We start from the raw sequence: 18,022 nt of genomic DNA, 5'->3' as shown, positions 1-18,022 counted from the left end.
GTAAGGCCGCGCTACCAGATACAAAGGGAAGACAATGGCAGAACTTTCGATCAGCCCCGACGTCATCCGTGACGCGCTGAAGGACTTCGTCGCCGCGTACGAGCCGACGTCCGGCACGGCGACCGAGGTCGGCACCGTCATCGACGCAGCGGACGGCATCGCGCACGTCGAGGGACTGCCCGGCGTCATGGCGAACGAGCTCGTGACCTTCGCCGACGGCACCAAGGGACTCGCGCTGAACCTGGACGAGCACGAGATCGGCGTCGTCGTCCTCGGCGACTTCGCCGGCATCGAGGCCGGCCAGGAAGTCACCCGCACCGGTGAGGTCCTCTCCGTGCCGGTCGGCGACGGCTACCTCGGCCGCGTCGTGGACCCGCTCGGCAACCCGATCGACGGTCTCGGCGAGATCGCGACGGACGGCGTCCGCGCCCTCGAGCTGCAGGCGCCCGGCGTCATGCAGCGCAAGAGCGTGCACGAGCCGATGCAGACCGGCATCAAGGCCATCGACGCGATGATCCCCGTCGGCCGCGGCCAGCGCCAGCTCATCATCGGCGACCGCCAGACCGGCAAGACGGCGATCGCGATCGACACGATCATCAACCAGAAGGCCAACTGGGAGTCGGGCGACGTCAACAAGCAGGTCCGCTGCATCTACGTCGCCATCGGCCAGAAGGGCTCGACCATCGCCTCCGTCAAGGGTGCGCTGGAAGAGGCCGGCGCCCTGGAGTACACGACCATCGTCGCGGCCCCGGCCTCCGACCCGGCCGGCTTCAAGTACCTCGCCCCCTACACCGGTTCGGCCATCGGCCAGCACTGGATGTACGGCGGCAAGCACGTCCTGATCATCTTCGACGACCTGTCGAAGCAGGCCGAGGCCTACCGCGCCGTGTCGCTGCTGCTGCGCCGTCCGCCGGGCCGCGAGGCGTACCCCGGCGACGTCTTCTACCTGCACTCCCGCCTGCTGGAGCGCTGCGCGAAGCTGTCCGACGAGCTCGGCGCCGGTTCGATGACGGGTCTGCCCATCATCGAGACCAAGGCCAACGACGTCTCGGCGTACATCCCGACCAACGTGATCTCGATCACCGACGGCCAGATCTTCCTGCAGTCCGACCTGTTCAACGCGAACCAGCGTCCGGCTGTCGACGTGGGCATCTCGGTGTCCCGCGTCGGTGGTGACGCCCAGGTGAAGTCGATCAAGAAGGTGTCGGGAACGCTGAAGCTCGAGCTCGCGCAGTACCGCTCGCTCGAGGCCTTCGCGATGTTCGCGTCCGACCTCGACCAGGCCTCGCGGCGCCAGCTGGCGCGCGGCGCGCGTCTGACCGAGCTGCTCAAGCAGCCGCAGTACTCGCCGTACCCGGTGGAGGACCAGGTCGTGTCGATCTGGGCCGGCACCAACGGCAAGCTCGACACCATCGAGGTCGAGGACGTGCTGCGCTTCGAGCGGGAGCTGCTCGACCACCTCCGTCGTCACACCACGGTGCTCGATCGCCTGCGTGAGACCAACGTCCTCGACGACGACACGGTCGCCGAGCTCGACAAGGCCACCGACGCCTTCATCCTCGAGTTCCAGGGCGGCACCGGTCACGGCATCGGCGCTCCCGGCCACGAGGAGCACAGCGCCGCGGACGTCGACGACGTGAACCAGGAGAAGATCGTCAAGGGCCGTCGCGCGTAAGCGCGGGGGAGTCTGAGCTATGGGCGCACAACTCCGGGTCTACAAGCAGAAGATCTCTTCTGCTCAGACGACCAAGAAGATCACGAAGGCGATGGAACTCATCGCGGCTTCGCGCATCCAGAAGGCGATGGCGCGCGTCAACGCGTCCTCGCCCTTCGCGCGGGCCGTGACGAGGGCCGTCTCCGCCGTGGCCACGCACTCCAACGTCGACCACCCGCTCACCCGTGAGCCCGAGAACATCCGCCGCTCCGCGGTCGTGATCTTCTCGTCGGATCGCGGTCTCGCGGGCGCCTTCAACTCGCAGATCCTCCGTGAGGGCATGGAGCTCGCAGAGCTCCTGCGCTCCGAGGGCCGCGAGCCGGTGTTCTACCTCGTGGGACGCAAGGCGGTGGGCTACTTCCAGTTCCGCGGCCTCGACGCGGCGGCGGAGTGGACCGGCGACACGGACACCCCGTCGTTCCACACGGCGGAGGCCATCTCGGCGACGCTGCTCGAGGCGTTCGATCGGGGCGGGGACCAGGGCGGCGTGGACGAGATCCACCTCGTCTTCAACCGCTTCGTCAGCATGATGACGCAGTCGCCGGAGACGGTCCGGCTGCTTCCGCTGGAGATCGCCGAGGCCGACGAGGCCGACACCTCGACCGCGGTCTACCCGCTGTACGAGTTCGAGCCGGATGCGGAGACGGTGCTCGACGCGATCCTGCCGGTGTACATCCAGAGCCGGGTCTTCAACGCCCTCCTGCAGTCGTCCGCCGCCAAGCAGGCCGCGACGCAGAAGGCGATGAAGTCGGCCAGCGACAACGCCGACAAGCTCATCACCGACTACACCCGCCTGCGCAACAACGCGCGCCAGGCCGAGATCACGCAGCAGATCGCCGAGATCGTCGGCGGCGCCGACGCTCTGGCGTCGAGCAAATAAGCCCCTCAGGAGAGAGACCAATTATGACTGCCACCGCTACGACGGTCGTCGGGCGCGTTGCTCGCGTCAACGGCCCGGTCGTCGACATCGAGTTCCCGCACGACGCGATCCCCGAGATCTACAACGCCCTGAAGACCACGATCGTGATCGGCGAAGAGTCGACCGAGATCACCCTCGAGGTCGCCCAGCACCTCGGCGACGACCTGGTGCGCGCCATCGCGCTGAAGTCCACCGACGGCGTGGTCCGCGGCCAGGAGGTGCGCGACACCGGTGAGGCCATCTCGGTCCCGGTCGGCGACGTCACCAAGGGCAAGGTCTTCAACGTCATCGGCGAGGTCCTCAACGCCGAGCCCGGCGAGCAGATCGAGATCACCGAGCGCTGGCCGATCCACCGCAAGGCCCCGAACTTCGACCAGCTCGAGTCGAAGACCAGCATGTTCGAAACCGGCATCAAGTCGATCGACCTGCTCACCCCGTACGTGCAGGGTGGCAAGATCGGCCTGTTCGGCGGCGCGGGCGTCGGCAAGACCGTCCTCATCCAGGAGATGATCCAGCGCGTCGCGCAGGACCACGGTGGTGTGTCGGTGTTCGCGGGCGTCGGCGAGCGCACCCGTGAGGGCAACGACCTCATCGGCGAGATGGAGGAGGCGGGCGTCTTCGACAAGACCGCGCTCGTCTTCGGCCAGATGGACGAGCCGCCGGGGACGCGTCTGCGCGTCGCCCTGTCGGCCCTGACCATGGCGGAGTACTTCCGCGATGTGCAGAAGCAGGACGTGCTGCTCTTCATCGACAACATCTTCCGCTTCACGCAGGCCGGTTCCGAGGTCTCCACGCTGCTCGGCCGCATGCCGTCCGCGGTGGGCTACCAGCCGAACCTCGCCGACGAGATGGGTGTGCTCCAGGAGCGCATCACCTCGACCCGTGGTCACTCGATCACCTCGCTGCAGGCGATCTACGTCCCGGCCGACGACTACACCGACCCGGCCCCGGCGACGACCTTCGCGCACCTCGATGCGACGACCGAGCTCTCGCGCGAGATCGCCTCGAAGGGTCTGTACCCCGCGATCGACCCGCTGACCTCGACCTCGCGGATCATGGACCCCCGCTACCTGGGCGAGGACCACTACCGCGTGGCCACGACGGTCAAGCAGATCCTCCAGAAGAACAAGGAACTGCAGGAGATCATCGCGATCCTCGGTGTCGACGAGCTCTCGGAAGAGGACAAGATCGTCGTCGCCCGCGCCCGCCGCATCCAGCAGTTCCTCTCCCAGAACACCTACATGGCGAAGAAGTTCACCGGTGTCGAGGGCTCCACGGTTCCGCTCAAGGACACGATCGAGTCGTTCGACGCGATCTGCCGCGGTGACTTCGACCACGTCGCCGAGCAGGCCTTCTTCAACGTCGGCCCGATCTCGGACGTCGAGGAGAACTGGGCACGCATCCAGAAGGAGAACGCCTGATCATGGCTCTGCACGTCAGCCTCGTCTCCGCGGACGCGGAGGTCTGGACCGGCGAGGCCAGCCTCGTGGTCGCGAAGACCGTCGAGGGCGAGCTGGGCTTCATGGCCGGGCACGAGCCCGTGCTGGCGATCCTCGCCGAGGGTCAGGTCCGCATCACCCAGCTCGACGGCACCAAGGTGCTGGCCAGCGCGCGCGACGGCTTCGTGTCGATGGAGGGTGACGCCCTGACCATCGTCGCGGGCAACGCGGCGCTCGTCGCCTGATCGAACCGTTCACGCAAGCGCCGGATCCCCGCGGGGGTCCGGCGCTTGCGCGTCCCCATCCGTCGTCCGAGGAGTCCTGCCGATGATGATCCTGCTGCCGCCGAGCGAGACCAAGCGCCCGGGCGGGAAGCGCGGGCCCGCGGATCCGTTGGCCTGGGCGCTGCCGGGCCTCCTTTCGCAGCGCCAACAGGTGCGCGATGCGCTCACGGCACTGGCCGCGGATGCGGAGACGACGCGCCGCGTGCTCAAGCTCAGCGACGCCCAGCTCGCCGAGGCGGTGCGGGACAACGCCGCCCTCGCTGACGGCCCGATCCTGCCGGCCGTGGACCGCTACACCGGGGTGCTGTTCGATGCTCTGGACGCCGGGTCGCTGGACGGGTATGCACGCCGCTGGCTCGGCGCTCATGTCCGGATCCACTCGGCTCCGTTCGGGCCTGTGGGAGCCCTGGATCCGATCCCGTCCTATCGGCTCGGCGCCGGAGCATCCGTGCCGGGGATCCCGGCTCTGCGGCGGCTGTGGGCGGACGCCGTGTCGGCGGAGCTCGTGGCGGCGGCTCCCCGCTTCGTGCTGGACCTGCGCTCCGAGGCGTACGTCGGGCTGGGACCGGTGCCGGAGGCGCTGCCGTCGGCGTACGTCAGGGTCGTGACAGCGCAGGGCAAGGCGCTGAATCACTTCAACAAGCACGCGAAGGGCGAGCTGGTCCGTCGCCTCGCGCAGGAGCGGCCGAACATCACCTCCCTGCGCACCCTGCGGAACTGGGCGTCGCGCGCGGGGGTCGAACTCCGGGTCGCGGACGAGATCCGCGTCGTGGAACTGGTGACGGATCAGGCGACGGCCCGCAAATAGTTCGTGAGTGCGACGTCCGGACACGGTAGGGTGTTTCGCGTCGAAGCACCCAGCTAATTCTCAGTTGGGGCTCCTCGATGCGAAATGCATCATCAACCGATCCCGGAGGGAAACATGGACTCTTACGGAGACAGCACCGCGCTCGCGGCTGCCTATCTGATCGCGGCCCTGACCTGGTTCATCTTCGCCGTCGTCTTCTACGTGCTCGGCTCGCTCTTCCTCATGAAGATCTTCGAGAAGGCCGGCGTCGAAGGCAAGTGGCGCGCGTGGGTGCCGTTCTACAACGTGATGATCTTCCTGAAGCTCGGTGACCTGAGCCCGTGGCTCGCGTTCGGCTTCCTGCTCACCTGGGTGCCCTTCCTCGGATGGCTCGTGGGTATCGCGATGGCCGTGCTGATGGTGCTGGCTGCCTGGCGTGTCGGCCTCAAGCTGCAGAAGAGCGGTGCCTGGGTCGTGCTCTACATCTTCCTCAGCATCGTGTGGCTCGGCATCAACGCGTTCGACAAGTCGCGCTGGAACCCGAACATCGTCCCCGCCTCCTGGGCCGGCAACGGCTTCCTCGCCGACCGCACGGTCTGGCAGGGCATCCCCGTGCAGCCGTCGGCACAGGCTCCGGCTCCCGGTTACGGTGCCCCGCAGGGGTACCAGCCGCCGGCCGCCCAGGGCTACGCAGCGCCGCAGCAGCCGGGCTACGGCCAGCCGGCTGCGCCGCAGGCCCCCGCCGCGCCGCAGGCTCCGACGTTCCAGCCGCCGGCAGCTCCGCCGGCTCCGGCCGCGCCGCAGCCGCCGGTGACCCCTCCGGCTCCTCCGGCCCCGCCGGCGGCGAACCCGGACGCTCCGCAGACGGGTGAGCAGCCCCCGGCCTGACGCTCCTCACGGAGGCCCCGGTCCTCGGACCGGGGCCTCCGGCGTTCCCGGGTGCGGGCGCGGGGCGCGATCACGCCCTGTAGTTTGGAAGGCATGAGCGCTGAACGACGTGTCGGATCGTCCGGGCTCCTGGTCTCCGCCGTGGGACTCGGATGCAACAACTTCGGACGGGCGGGCACCGCGACCGAGACCCTGCAGGGTACGCGCGAGGTCCTCGACGCCGCGATCGACCACGGGGTCACCTTCCTCGACACGGCGGACATCTACGGCAAGGTTCCCGGCCTCAGCGAGACCCTCATGGGCGAGGCGCTCGAGGGGCGCCGCGATCGCGTCGTGCTGGCGACCAAGTTCGGCTATGCCGGATTCGACATGGGCTACGACTTCCCCGCCGCGCGCGGGTCGCGTCGCTACATCCGCAGGGCGGTCACGGAGTCGCTGCGTCGCCTGCGCACGGACTGGATCGACCTCTACCAGCTGCACTGGCCGGATCCGCAGACGCCCATCGAGGAGACGCTCGACGCGCTCGACGAGCTCGTCCGCGAAGGCAAGATCCGCTACTTCGGACACTCGAACTTCACCGGCTGGCAGATCGCGGAGGCGCAGCTGAGCGCCTCCCGCAGCGCGTGCTTCATCTCCTCGCAGAACCAGTACTCGCTGCTGTCCCGTGCCGCGGAGCGCGAGGTCCTCCCGGCGGTGAACCGCTTCGGGCTCGGCTTCTTCCCGTTCTTCCCGCTGCACAACGGCCTGCTCACCGGGAAGTTCACCCGGGAGGGAGGGCCCGCGCAGAGCCGCATCATGCGGACCAGGGCGCACCTCTGGGAAGACGCACCGTGGGATGCGCTCGAGGCATACCGGGCGTTCTGCGACGAGCGGGGTGTGACGATGCTCGAGGCGACCTTCGGGTGGCTGCTGGCGCAGCCCGGCGTGGCGTCGGTGATCGCCGGAGCGACCTCGGCGGCGCAGATCGAGGCGAACGCCCGCGCCGGCGCGGCGTGGACTCCGACAGCGGAGGACGTCGCCGCGATCGACGCGCTGCTTCCGCTCCCGGCGGATCCGGCGGCCTGAGCCGCGTGTCGACGGTGCGGATCCATTACGATGTGTGAGATTTCAGCGGTCGTTCCGACCGCCCGAGGAGAGGGAGGATCGCGATGAGCCAGGGTTCTACGGCCCACACGCGCGAGGTCGCGCTGGCGTCCGGCGACACGGTCATCCTGAGCTGGGCGGGGGCGACCGACACCGGTCGTCGGCGCGAGAGCAACCAGGATTCGCTGCTGACCGAGTACCCGCTCTTCGTCGTCGCCGACGGCATGGGCGGTCACGCGGGCGGTGAGATCGCGAGCCAGCGCACGGTCGCCCGTCTGCAGGAAGCGGTCGGGGCGGGTGAGATCTCCCCGGCCACCATCGAGACCGCGCTCACTGCGGCGGTGCAGGACATCACCGCCCATCCCGACACCACGGACGAGGGAACCGGAACCACGCTCACAGGCGTGTTCTTCGCGCTGATCGACGGGGACGCGCACTGGGTGTCGCTCAACATCGGCGATTCCCGGGTGTATCTGCTCCGTGACGGAGCGCTCAGCCAGGTGACGACGGATCACTCCGTCGTGCAGGAGCTCATCACGGCGGGACGTCTGAGCCCCGAGGAGGCCGAGGGGCATCCCTACAGCAACGTGATCACCCGTGCCGTCGGCGTGAGCGAGGCGCTGCCGCCGGACTATCGCGAGTTCTCCGTGCGCGACGGCGACCGCTTCGTGATCTGCTCGGACGGGCTCACGAAGGAGCTCACCGACTACGGCATCCAGCACTTCCTCGGTCTCAACCCGACTCCGGACGCTGCGGTCGACGCGATGCTCGGCGCAGCCCTGGAGAACGGGGGACGGGACAACGTCACCATCATCGTGGTGGACGTGCGCCGCATCCCCGCCGCCGACGCCTCGTCCTCCACAGCCCCGCTTCCCGTCGTCTAGCGCACCGATCCCGCGCACGCCGGCCCGCAGGCGTGCGGGCTGCGATGGGATGACGGCATGCACGCCGTCGAGACGATCTCCCTGCCCGCTGCTCCCGTGACGCCCGCACGCGGGTCGCTCCCGCTCGTGGCCGCGATCGTCCCGGTCGTATCGGGAGCGGTGCTGTTCGCCGTGACGGGCTCCGCGCTCTCGCTCTGCTTCGCCGCGCTGGGACCGGTCATGATCCTCGCGGCGTTCCTGGACGGTCTGCGGCAGCGTCGTCGCGCCCTGCGCATCGCGAAGGCGGAGGAGACGCAGGCCTGGGCGCGCGTGGAGGAGACCGTGGCGGCGCGAGAGGCGGAGGAACAGGCGCGCCGGCGGCGGGCCGTTCCCGATCTCGCCGCATGCCTCGGGGAACCCCCGACGCGGTCGCTCGCGTTCGAGGAAGGCGTCGAGCTCGCCGTCGGCAGCGGCGACGGCGCGTCGCCGCTGCGATTCACCGGCACGGGACCGGCAGCCGAGGCGTTCCGTGCGCGGCACCGCACTCTGCCCGCCGTGCCCGTGACGACGTCGCTTGCGGACGGCCTCTGCATACGCGGTCCTCTTCCCGTGGCGGCGGCCGTGACGCGCGCCCTGCTGCTGCAGCTCTGCGTACGGCACGCGAGCGGCGCGATCCGCTTCGAGGGCGACGGCGTCGCGGTCGTGGGACTGGATGCCCTCCCGCAGGCGCGCAGGGACCACCCCGGAGTCCCGGTGCATGTCGGCGTGGGGCGAACGGCGCTCACGGGCCCTCGTCTGTGCGTGCGGAGGCAGGGAGCCGCACCCCCGGCGGGATATCGCGCAGTCCTCGATGTGACGGAGCCCTCGGCCGCACGCCTGCGTACGCCGGAGGGGGACCGGGCGTGCTCCGTGGAGGGGATCTCCCGGGAGCAGGCGGAGGAGATCGTGCGCGCACAGATGCTCGAGCACGATAAGGCGGCGGTCATCCCCGCAGCGGTCGGGATCGCGGAGGTCCTGGCGACGGTATCGTCCGACAGTCACGAGCGCGGCGCGTCTCTCGGTCGACTGATCGCCGCGCTGGGCCGGGACGCCGAGGGGCCGGTCGCCGTCGATCTCGTGGCCGACGGCCCCCACGCGCTCGTGACGGGCGTCACCGGCGCGGGCAAGAGCGAACTGCTGGTGAGCTGGGTCTCCGCGCTGGCCGCGGCGCACTCGGCGACGGAGGTCGCGTTCGTGCTCGCCGACTTCAAGGGCGGCACCGCGTTCGAGCCGCTGCGGATCCTGCCCCACGTCGCAGCGGTGATCACCGATCTCGACGCGGACGGTGCCGAGCGCGGTGTGCGCAGTCTCCGCGCCGAACTGCGGCGCCGGGAGGGGGTGCTCTCCGAGCACGGGGCGCGCAGCATCGCGGAGGCCGACGGGGCGCTCGGCCGCCTCGTGATCGTGGTCGACGAGTTCGCGGCGCTCGTGCAGCAGCACCCCGACCTCGCGCTCGTGTTCACCGACATCGCCGCGCGTGGCCGTGCGCTGGGCATGCATCTCATCCTCGGCACCCAACGGGCGACCGGCGTGATCCGTGACGCTCTGGCCGCCAACTGCCCGCTGCGGATCGCGCTGCGCGTCACCGACGCCGCCGACAGTCGGGCCATGATCGGCACCGACGACGCCGCGCTGCTGGCCGGGGATGTCGCCGGACGCGGACTGGCCTTTGTCCGGCGCGCGCAGGATGCAGCGCCGGCGGCGTTCCGCGTGGCGCGGACGGGCGAGAGCGACCTCGGAGTCATCGCCGCGCGGCGGCGGGGTGAGGAGCGAGCCCGCAGCCCCTGGCTGCCTGTTCTGCCCCCGCGGCTGCATCGCGCCGATCTGCCTCCGTCGATGCCGGGTGAGATCGTGCTCGGCCTCGCGGACGAGCCCGAACGTCAGCGTCAGGTGCCGCGCACGCTGCGCGCGGGGGAGGACCGCGGGCTCGTGGTGTTCGGAGGGCCGGCATCCGGCAAGACCGCGCTGCTGCGGAACGCCGTCGAGCAGACGAGCGGGGCGCTGCTGCTCCCGGCCGATCCCGAACGCTCCTGGGAGGTGATCGACGAGCTGGCCGACGGAGGCCGCAGGCTGCCTCGTCTGCTGGCCGTCGACGACGCGGACCGTCAGCTGGCCGCGCTGCCGCTGGAATACGCCTCGGCCTGGGCGGAGCGGCTGCAGCGCGTCATACGCGACGCCGGAGAGCGCGGGGCGACGGTGCTGCTCAGCGCGTCGCGGTGCACGGCGCAGCTCGCGCTGCTCGCCGATCTGCTGCCCGCGCGGGCGCTGCTGCGATCGGCGAGCCGCACCGAGCACCTGGCAGCAGGCGGGGATCCCCGCACTTTTGATCCGTCGCGACCGCCGGGGCGAGGCCTGCTCGACGGAACCGAGGTGCAGTTCGTGCTGCCCGAGGGGCGCACCGGCGCCGGCGATGAGGCTCCCCACCCGGTCTGGCAGCCGAGGACGAGCCTGGTCGGTCTGGTGAGCACCGCGCCGGTGCGCACCGCCGAGATGCTCGCCGACCGGTTCGGACGCGGTGCTGTCCAGGTGATCTCGGAGGGGACGCCGACGGTCCTCGACGAGGGGGTGAGGGATCGCGCGGAGCTTCAGCTGCTCGTGGGCGATGCAGACTCCTGGCAGCGCCAGTTCACGCTGTGGCAGCGCATCGCACGGACGGGGGAGATCGTGGTGCTCGCGGAGGCGGCCCGGGAACTGCGCACGCTCGCCGGCGTGCGCGAGCTCCCTCCGTACGCGCTCCCGTTCGCGGGGCGGGCATGGACCGTGGACGAGGACGGAAGGCCGTCCAGGGTGATCCTGCCCGCCCCGCGGAGCGGGGTCAGCCCAGCAGCTCCTCGAGCGGCGTGAGCGGCAGCTCGTGCGCGGTGGCCACCCCGGCGTTGGCGATCTTCCCGCCGGTGACGTTGAGGCCGCCGGCAAGGGCGGCGTCGGCGCGCAGGGCCGCCTGCCAGCCGCGCGCCGCGATCTGCCGCACGTAGGGCAGCGTCGCGTTCGTCAGCGCAGAGGTCGACGTGTTCGGCACGGCGCCCGGCATGTTGGCCACGCAGTAGAACACCGTGTCGTGCACGCGGAACGTCGGGTCGTCGTGCGTCGTCGGGTGCGTGTCCGCGAAGCAGCCGCCCTGATCCACCGCGATGTCGACCAGCACGCTGCCCGGACGCATCTCGGCGACCATGTCGTTCGTGACGAGCTTCGGAGCCTTCGCACCCGGGATCAGCACCGATCCGATGACGAGGTCCGACCCGACCACGGCGCGGCGCAGGTCCAGCGGGTTCGATGCCGCGGTCTTGACGCGTCCGCCGAAGAAGTCGTCCAGGTAGCGCAGGCGGGCGATGTTCGTGTCGAAGATCGTCACGTCCGCGCCCATGCCGGCCGCGATCACCGCGGCGTTCGCGCCGGCGACGCCGCCGCCGATCACCGTGACGGTCGCGGGACGCGTGCCAGGCACGCCCGACATCAGCAGGCCGAGGCCGCCGTGCGAACGCATCAGCGTGTTCGCTCCGACGAGAGGGGCGAGACGTCCCGCGACCTCGCTCATCGGGGCGAGCAGCGGGAGGGCTCCCGAGGCCAGCTGCACGGTCTCGTAGGCGATCGCGGTCATGCCGGACTCGGCCAGCCGGTCGGTCAGTGCGCGATCGGCCGCGAGATGCAGGTACGTGAACAGCACCAGATCGCTGCGGAAGCGGTGGTACTCGCTGGCGATCGGCTCCTTGACCTTCAGGACGAGCTCGGCGCGGGCCCAGACCTCATCGGCGTCGTCGATCAGCGTCGCGCCGGCTTCGCGGTAGTCCTCGTCCGACATCGAGGAGCCGGCACCGGCGCCGGACTGCACGAAGACGTCATGACCGGCGAGCACGAGGTCATGCACCCCCGCGGGGGTGAGCGCGACGCGGAACTCGTTGTTCTTCACCTCGCTGGGGACCGAGATCCTCATCGTGGCTCCTTTCTTTCCCTGACGAGCCTTCCGGCTCGGGGTCCTGGCCCTTTCTGGGGGCGTTCAGATTCCGGCGCCGGGGCGGATGGCCCCCACGCCGCTGCCGCCACCGAGGACGGCAAGAGGGAGGGCCGAGGCGAGGCTGTCCACCTGCGCGTCGGTCAGCGCGCCCGCACGGGCGAGCAGCGTCGCTGCGACGATCGTGGCCGCACGGCCGGATCCGTCGAGCATCTTCAGGGCTACCGTGGTGCCGTCCGGGGCGATCATCACCATCACGCCCTCGGCGCCATGCTTGGCGAACACGCCCAGCTTCTCGATCGCGACGGTGTCGGGGCGCCCGGGCCCCTCGATGGTCCACGGGTTCTCCCGCACCGTGCGCACCAGAGCGCCCGCGACCCGATGCAGGGCGAACGGGGAGCGCTCCGACGCGCTCCCGATGCGATGCAGGGCGCGCGCGAGACCCAGCAGGGTGATGGCGTGCACCGGCGCGCCGCAGCCGTCGATCGCGGTGGCCGCCACGCGTTCGCCGCTGAGCCGCTCGACCGTCTCCTTGATGTGCACCTGGAGCGGATGGTCCACGTCCAGGTAGCCGGCGGTCGGCCAGCCGTTCGCGACGCAGGCGCGCAGCATCGTCGCGTGCTTGCCCGAGCAGTTCATCCGGATGCGCGCCTTGCCGGCATGGTCGCGCACGAGCTCGTCGCGCGTCGCCGAGTCGCCCGGCCAGTCCGCGGGGCACCCCAGGTCGTCCTCGGTGAGCCCGCCGGCGGTGAGCACCTCGCGCACCACGACCACGTGCCGGTCGGTGCCGACATGGCTCGCCGTGGCGAGCCCCAGCTGCTCGCCCTCCAGGGGCGCACCGGCGGTGAGGCAGGCGACGGCCTGCAGCGGCTTGAGGCTCGAGCGGGGCAGCACGAGGGCCTCGGGATTGCCGTGACGCACGACGACGTCGCCCTCCGGCGAGAGCACGACGGCTGCTCCGATGTGGCGGGATTCGATGAATCCATTCCGTTCGACGACGGCGAGTTCCACGGCATCCTGGACGGTCAGAGTCTGCACCACGAGGGCAAGCCTAGTAGCTGATCCGGCGACGTCGTGGGTGTGCGTCGGTCCTGGGGCGCCGCGTCCTGGCCGCATGCCGCGCCGGCCTGGCACGATGGACCCATGGGCCTCGGCACGCACCACTACGCACTCACCACGACCTGGACCGGCAACCGCGGCACCGGCACCTCGGGGTACCGCGACTACGACCGGGCGAGCACGATCGGCATCGCGGGCAAACCGGATCTGCTCGCCTCGTCCGACAAGCCGTTCCGCGGGGATCCGACGCGGTGGAACCCGGAGGACATGCTGCTCGCGGCGCTGAGCGAATGCCACCTGCTGAGCTACCTGCACGCCTGCGTGACCGCGGGCGTCGTGGTGCTCGACTATCGCGACGAGGCGACCGGCACGATGGAGGAGGACGGACGCGGCGGGGGAGCGTTCACCGAGGTGACGCTGCACCCGGTCGTCACGATCGCCGACGAGTCGATGCGCGCGGCAGCCGAGGCGGCTCACGCACAGGCGAACGCCTGGTGCTTCATCGCCAACTCCGTCGCCTTCCCGGTGCACCACGAGGCGACGATCCTCGTCGCCTCACCCGCCCGCTGAGCGGTCGCCGCAGGGATCCTCGAAGGATCAGCGCCGTTCGTGCGGCAGCGCCTGCTTGATCTTCTCGATCGCGCCCTGCGCGGGCACCTCGTTGTAGACGCCGGCGAGCTCCTGCTCGCTGAGGGCGTGGATCGCCGCCATGATCTCGTCCGTGGCGCCGCGGCGGGCCCGTCCGGAGGTCGCAGGGCCGTGGTGTGCGAGGTCGAGGGGCTCGCCGAAGCGGATCGTGACCTTCGATCCGATCTTGGGCATGCTCGCTCCGACGGGCATCGCCTTGTCCGTGCCGATCACGCCGACCGGCACGACCTTCGCGCCGGTCTGGAGGGCGAGGAACGCGACACCGGTGCGGCCCTTGTAGAGACGACCGTCGGTCGATCGCGTGCCCTCGGGGTAGAGCGCGACGGCGAGGCCCTGGTCCAGCAGCTTCCGCTGCTCGTCCAGGGCGTCGAGCGCCGCCTGGCCCGCACCCCGGCGCACCGGGATCGCGCCTACGGCCCGCATGAAGTTCGCGACGAACCGGCCCTTGAGACTCGTGCCCTCGAAGTAGCTGGACTTCGCGAGGAAGTGGACGCGCCGGGGAGCGGCCACCGGGATCGCGATCGAGTCGATGAACGAGAGATGGTTGGACGCGACGATGATCGGTCCGTCCTTCGGCACGTTCGCGCGCCCCTCGATGCGGGGGCGGTAGATGAGCCGCGTGAGCGGGATCAGGATCATCCGGCCGAGCAGGTACGTCGCGCCCGCGCGTCGTACCTCGTCCTCGGGATGATGCTGCACGGCGACGGCATCGTCGCGGTCCGCAGACGCCGCGGGTTCGTGTTCCGGAGTCACCAGACAAGGCTAGATCAGGATCCATTCCGCGATCGGAATGCGTGGCGCGACGGTGCTTCCCAGCGGCGGCAAAGCCCGATAGGGCAGGATGGGCGGGTTCGTCTCTACGTCTCGAGGTCCTTCGTGCGCATCCGCATTGCCGCTGCCCTGTCCGCCGTCGCAGCGACGGCTCTCCTGCTCTCCGGCTGCGCCGGCGCCGGGAGCCCTTCGGCGTCGCCGAGCCCTTCCGCGTCCTCGTCGTGCCTGCTCGATGCGAAGCCGGGCAAGGCATCGGACGCGATCAAGGTCGAAGGCGAGGGCAAGGACCTGAAGGTCACCGTGCCCTCCGGTGCGGACATCGACAAGGCCACCGCGGTGGAGCGGACGGTCGTGAAGAAGGGCGACGGCAAGGACGTCAAGGCCGGAGACCTCGTCTCCGTCCGCTACCGGATCGTGAACGCCGCCGACAGCGCCGTCCTCGATTCCAGCTCGCGCGGCTCCGACGACCAGATCCCCGTGCTGCTGGATCCGCAGCAGCAGTCGCTGTTCGTGGCGGCTCTGGAGTGCAAGCCGCTCGGCTCGGCGGTCGTCGCCGCGATCCCCGGGAAGATGTTCGGCGAGGGCGGGAAGTCTGTCGTCGTCTACGCCGAGGCGACGAAGAAGCTCCCCACGGTCGCCGACGGCACCGCGGTCGCCCCGGTCGAGGGCATGCCGACGGTGAAGCTCGCCAAGGACGGCGCGCCCGAGATCACCATTCCCAAGACCGACCCGCCCACCGAGACGAAGATCTCCGTGCTGAAGCAGGGCGACGGCGCGACCGTGGCCAGCGGCGATTACGTGATCGTGCAGTACCGCGGGGTGACCTGGGCCGACGGCAAGGAGTTCGACTCCAGCTGGAAGCGCGGGACGCCCGCGCAGTTCCAGACCACCGGCGTGGTGACGGGTTTCAAGAAGGCGCTCGAGGGGCAGAAGGTGGGCTCCCAGGTGCTCGCCGTGATCCCGCCCGCCGAGGGGTACGGCGCGCAGGCCCAGTCCGGGATCCCCGCCAACTCGACGCTGGTGTTCGTGATCGACATCCTCGGCACGGTTCCTTCGGCGGCGCCGGCGCAGTGACCCTAGGCTGAGGTCATGCGTCGCGTCCTCATCCTCGGATCCACCGGCTCGATCGGCACCCAGGCCCTCGACGTCATCCGGGCGAATCCCGAACGATTCGAGCTCGTGGGACTCGCCGCGGGCACGCAGGCAGAACTTCTCGAGCAGCAGGCGGAGGAGTTCGGCGTCGACGACACCGCGCTGGGCGCCGCCGAGGCGGAGCAGCTCGTCCGCGACGTCGAGGCAGACGTGGTGCTGAACGCGATCACGGGATCCATCGGCCTCGGCTCCACGCTCGCCGCGCTCCGGGCCGGTCGCACGCTCGCGCTCGCGAACAAGGAGTCGCTGATCGTGGGCGGTGCCCTCGTCACGGCGCTCGCCGCACCGGGGCAGATCGTCCCGGTGGACTCCGAGCATTCGGCGCTGGCGCAGGCGCTCCGCTCCGGAACCCCGCAGGAGGTGCGCCGCCTGGTCGTCACGGCTTCGGGCGGCCCGTTCCGAGGCCGGTCGCGCGACGAGATGGCGTCGGTCACGCCGGCCGAGGCGCTCGCCCACCCGACCTGGGACATGGGACGGATGGTGACGACGAACTCGGCCACGCTCGTGAACAAGGGACTCGAGGTCATCGAGGCCCACCTGCTGTTCGACGTCGACTACGAACGGATCGACGTGGTCGTTCATCCGCAGTCGATCGTCCACTCCATGGTCGAGTTCGTCGACGGCTCGACGATCGCGCAGGCCTCCCCGCCGGACATGCGGCTCCCGATCTCGCTGGGCTTGGACTGGCCGAACCGGGTCGGCGGGGTCGGACGCCCGCTCGACTGGACGAAGGCCGCGAGCTGGACGTTCGAGCCGCTCGACAACGCCGCCTTCCCGTCGGTGGCGCTGGCGAAGCAGGTCGGACGCGCCGGACGCACGTTCCCCGCCGTCTACAACGCCGCGAACGAGCAGGCCGTCGATGCGTTCCACGAGGGGCGCCTCTCGTTCCTCGGGATCGTCGAGATCATCCAGCGCGTGGTCGATGCGCACGAGCCTCCGGACGACCTCGCGGTCGCGTCGCTCGCCGACGCGGAGGCGTGGGCGCGGGCAACGGCCGACCGGTTGATCGCCGCGGCGTCCTGAGGCCCGCGCGCACCGGGCGCGCACAGCCGCGGCACGGCCGTTTCCTAGCCCCGCACCGGTAGCGTGGCGGGGTGGAGATCCTGCTATACGTCGGCGGCCTGCTGTTCGTGCTGGTCGGACTCGGCGTCTCGATCGCCCTGCACGAGCTCGGACACCTGGTGCCCGCGAAGCTGTTCGGCGTGCACGTCGGCCAGTACATGATCGGCTTCGGCCCGCGACTGTTCTCGAAGAAGATCGGCGAGACGGAGTACGGCGTGAAGGCGCTGCCGATCGGCGGCTTCATCTCGATGTCGGGCATGTACCCGCCGTCGGCCGAAGACACGGACGGCGCCGCCTCGGAGAGTCGATCGCGCGGTGCGTTCCGCTCGCTGATCCAGGATGCGAGGGCCGCCAACGACGAGACCATCGATCCGCAGCGTGCGGGTCGCGTCTTCTACCTGTTGCCGGTGTGGAAACGGATCATCGTCATGTTCGGCGGTCCGTTCATGAACCTGGTGCTCGCCATCGTCGTGTTGACGATCCTCCTCAGCGGCATCGGGGTGCAGCAGGGCACCACGACGATCGCCTCGCTGTCGGAGTGCGTGCTGCCGGCCGGATCCACCCAGACCTCCTGCACCTCCTCGGATCCGGTCGCGCCCGCGGCCGAGGCAGGCGTCAAGCCGGGCGACCGGATCGTCTCGGTCGGCGGCACCGCCGTGTCGACCTTCGCTGAGGCGAGCGCGATCATCCAGGCCTCGCCGGGGAAGACCCTTCCGCTGGTCGTCGAGCGTGGCGGTGCCGACGTGACGCTCCAGCTGACCCCGGTGGCGGCGCAGCGCCAGCAGGTGGACGGCAACGGCCGGCCGGTGGTCGACGACAAGGGCCACACCGTCGTGCGCACCGTCGGCTATGCCGGGATCTCCGCGCAGCTCGCCTATGTGCAGCAGCCCATGGGCGCCGGTTTCGAGCAGGCCATGACCAACGCCGGATCCGTGGTGCAGCTCATCGGCACTCTTCCGGTGCGCCTCTGGGACGTCGGAGTCTCGCTGGTCACCGGTACGCCGCGTGACCCCAACGGCCCGCTGAGCGTGGTCGGGGTGGGCCGGATCGCCGGCGAGGTCGCCGCGGCCGATGCGCCGGTGCTGAACCGCTTCGCCGTGCTGCTGAGCCTCATGGGCTCGCTGAACATCGCGCTCTTCGTCTTCAACCTCATCCCGCTCCTGCCCTTGGACGGGGGGCACATCGTGGTCGCGCTCTGGGACGGCCTGAAGCGGGCGTGGGCGAAGCTGTTCCGCCGGCCGCCGCCGGCGCCGGTGGACGCCACGAGGCTCGTGCCGCTGACGATCGTCGTCGCCGGTCTGCTCATCGCGATGGGGGCGCTGCTGATCGTCGCCGACCTCGTCCGGCCGGTGACGATCGGCTGAC

The 18,022-nt window shown here is 70.3% G+C and carries 16 protein-coding genes; 13 read left to right on the top strand and 3 right to left on the bottom strand.

Translation table 11 applies throughout. From position 1 onward, the window contains the following. Positions 1 to 34: 34 nt before the first annotated feature. The 9 genes from atpA (at position 35) to J8G10_RS11525 (ending at position 10,860) form a co-directional block, all read left to right on the top strand. Positions 35 to 1,675: a F0F1 ATP synthase subunit alpha gene (gene atpA, locus J8G10_RS11565; RefSeq protein WP_251444672.1), complete on the top strand. Its 1,641-nt coding sequence runs from the start codon at positions 35 to 37 to the stop codon at positions 1,673 to 1,675. Positions 1,676 to 1,694: 19 nt separating this feature from the next. Continuing rightward, entirely contained in the window at positions 1,695 to 2,594 is a 900-nt protein-coding gene (locus J8G10_RS11560) for a F0F1 ATP synthase subunit gamma (RefSeq protein ID WP_251444670.1), read from the top strand. Positions 2,595 to 2,617: 23 nt separating this feature from the next. Next, a complete protein-coding gene (atpD, locus tag J8G10_RS11555; protein WP_251444668.1) occupies positions 2,618 to 4,054 on the top strand; it encodes a F0F1 ATP synthase subunit beta in 1,437 nt (478 codons plus the stop codon). A gap of 2 nt (positions 4,055 to 4,056) precedes the next feature. Next, positions 4,057 to 4,317 (top strand): F0F1 ATP synthase subunit epsilon, encoded by a 261-nt coding sequence (locus tag J8G10_RS11550; RefSeq protein ID WP_233310707.1) that lies wholly within the window; start codon positions 4,057 to 4,059, stop codon positions 4,315 to 4,317. A gap of 82 nt (positions 4,318 to 4,399) precedes the next feature. Then, entirely contained in the window at positions 4,400 to 5,164 is a 765-nt protein-coding gene (locus J8G10_RS11545) for a YaaA family protein (protein ID WP_251444666.1), read from the top strand. A gap of 114 nt (positions 5,165 to 5,278) precedes the next feature. Further along, the gene (locus J8G10_RS11540; protein WP_251444665.1) at positions 5,279 to 6,031 is read left to right on the top strand and encodes a large exoprotein; all 753 of its coding nucleotides are present in this window, start codon (positions 5,279 to 5,281) and stop codon (positions 6,029 to 6,031) included. 93 nt (positions 6,032 to 6,124) lie between these two features. Then, positions 6,125 to 7,096, top strand: coding sequence for an aldo/keto reductase (locus J8G10_RS11535; protein ID WP_251444664.1), 972 nt, complete (start codon positions 6,125 to 6,127; stop codon positions 7,094 to 7,096). A gap of 83 nt (positions 7,097 to 7,179) precedes the next feature. Next, positions 7,180 to 7,998 (top strand): PP2C family serine/threonine-protein phosphatase, encoded by an 819-nt coding sequence (locus J8G10_RS11530; RefSeq protein WP_251444663.1) that lies wholly within the window; start codon positions 7,180 to 7,182, stop codon positions 7,996 to 7,998. 57 nt (positions 7,999 to 8,055) lie between these two features. Beyond that, on the top strand, positions 8,056 to 10,860 hold the full coding sequence (locus tag J8G10_RS11525; protein ID WP_251444662.1) for an FtsK/SpoIIIE domain-containing protein: 2,805 nt from the start codon (positions 8,056 to 8,058) through the stop codon (positions 10,858 to 10,860). Here J8G10_RS11525 and ald read toward each other — a convergent pair. After that, positions 10,832 to 11,947: an alanine dehydrogenase gene (ald, locus tag J8G10_RS11520; RefSeq protein WP_251444661.1), complete on the bottom strand. Its 1,116-nt coding sequence runs from the start codon at positions 11,945 to 11,947 to the stop codon at positions 10,832 to 10,834. The genes J8G10_RS11525 and ald overlap by 29 nt on opposite strands. 63 nt (positions 11,948 to 12,010) lie before the next feature. Then, positions 12,011 to 13,006: an asparaginase gene (locus tag J8G10_RS11515; protein WP_251444660.1), complete on the bottom strand. Its 996-nt coding sequence runs from the start codon at positions 13,004 to 13,006 to the stop codon at positions 12,011 to 12,013. A 102-nt stretch (positions 13,007 to 13,108) separates the two neighbouring features. Between J8G10_RS11515 and J8G10_RS11510 the strand changes: the two genes are divergently transcribed. Continuing rightward, complete coding sequence (locus tag J8G10_RS11510) at positions 13,109 to 13,594, top strand: OsmC family protein (RefSeq protein ID WP_251444658.1); 486 nt, start codon at positions 13,109 to 13,111, stop codon at positions 13,592 to 13,594. Between the two features lie 27 nt (positions 13,595 to 13,621). Here the strand turns inward: J8G10_RS11510 and J8G10_RS11505 are convergent, their stop codons facing one another. Next, positions 13,622 to 14,311 carry a 1-acyl-sn-glycerol-3-phosphate acyltransferase gene (locus J8G10_RS11505; protein WP_251445379.1) on the bottom strand — a complete coding sequence of 230 codons (690 nt, stop codon included), beginning with the start codon at positions 14,309 to 14,311 and terminating at the stop codon, positions 13,622 to 13,624. Between the two features lie 237 nt (positions 14,312 to 14,548). Between J8G10_RS11505 and J8G10_RS11500 the strand changes: the two genes are divergently transcribed. The 3 genes from J8G10_RS11500 to J8G10_RS11490 all read left to right on the top strand — a co-directional run bounded on the left by J8G10_RS11500 (position 14,549) and on the right by J8G10_RS11490 (position 18,021). Beyond that, entirely contained in the window at positions 14,549 to 15,517 is a 969-nt protein-coding gene (locus tag J8G10_RS11500) for an FKBP-type peptidyl-prolyl cis-trans isomerase (protein ID WP_251444656.1), read from the top strand. 15 nt (positions 15,518 to 15,532) lie between these two features. Further along, a complete protein-coding gene (dxr, locus tag J8G10_RS11495) occupies positions 15,533 to 16,618 on the top strand; it encodes a 1-deoxy-D-xylulose-5-phosphate reductoisomerase (RefSeq protein ID WP_251444654.1) in 1,086 nt (361 codons plus the stop codon). Between the two features lie 71 nt (positions 16,619 to 16,689). After that, entirely contained in the window at positions 16,690 to 18,021 is a 1,332-nt protein-coding gene (locus tag J8G10_RS11490) for a site-2 protease family protein (protein ID WP_251444651.1), read from the top strand. Position 18,022: the final 1 nt, after the last annotated feature.

It is taken from the genome of Microbacterium sp. USTB-Y (assembly GCF_023703415.1).
Taxonomy (GTDB): Bacteria; Actinomycetota; Actinomycetes; order Actinomycetales; family Microbacteriaceae; genus Microbacterium.
The sequence above is the reverse complement of the archived record's forward strand: the minus strand, read 5'-3'. Positions and strand labels throughout refer to the sequence as shown.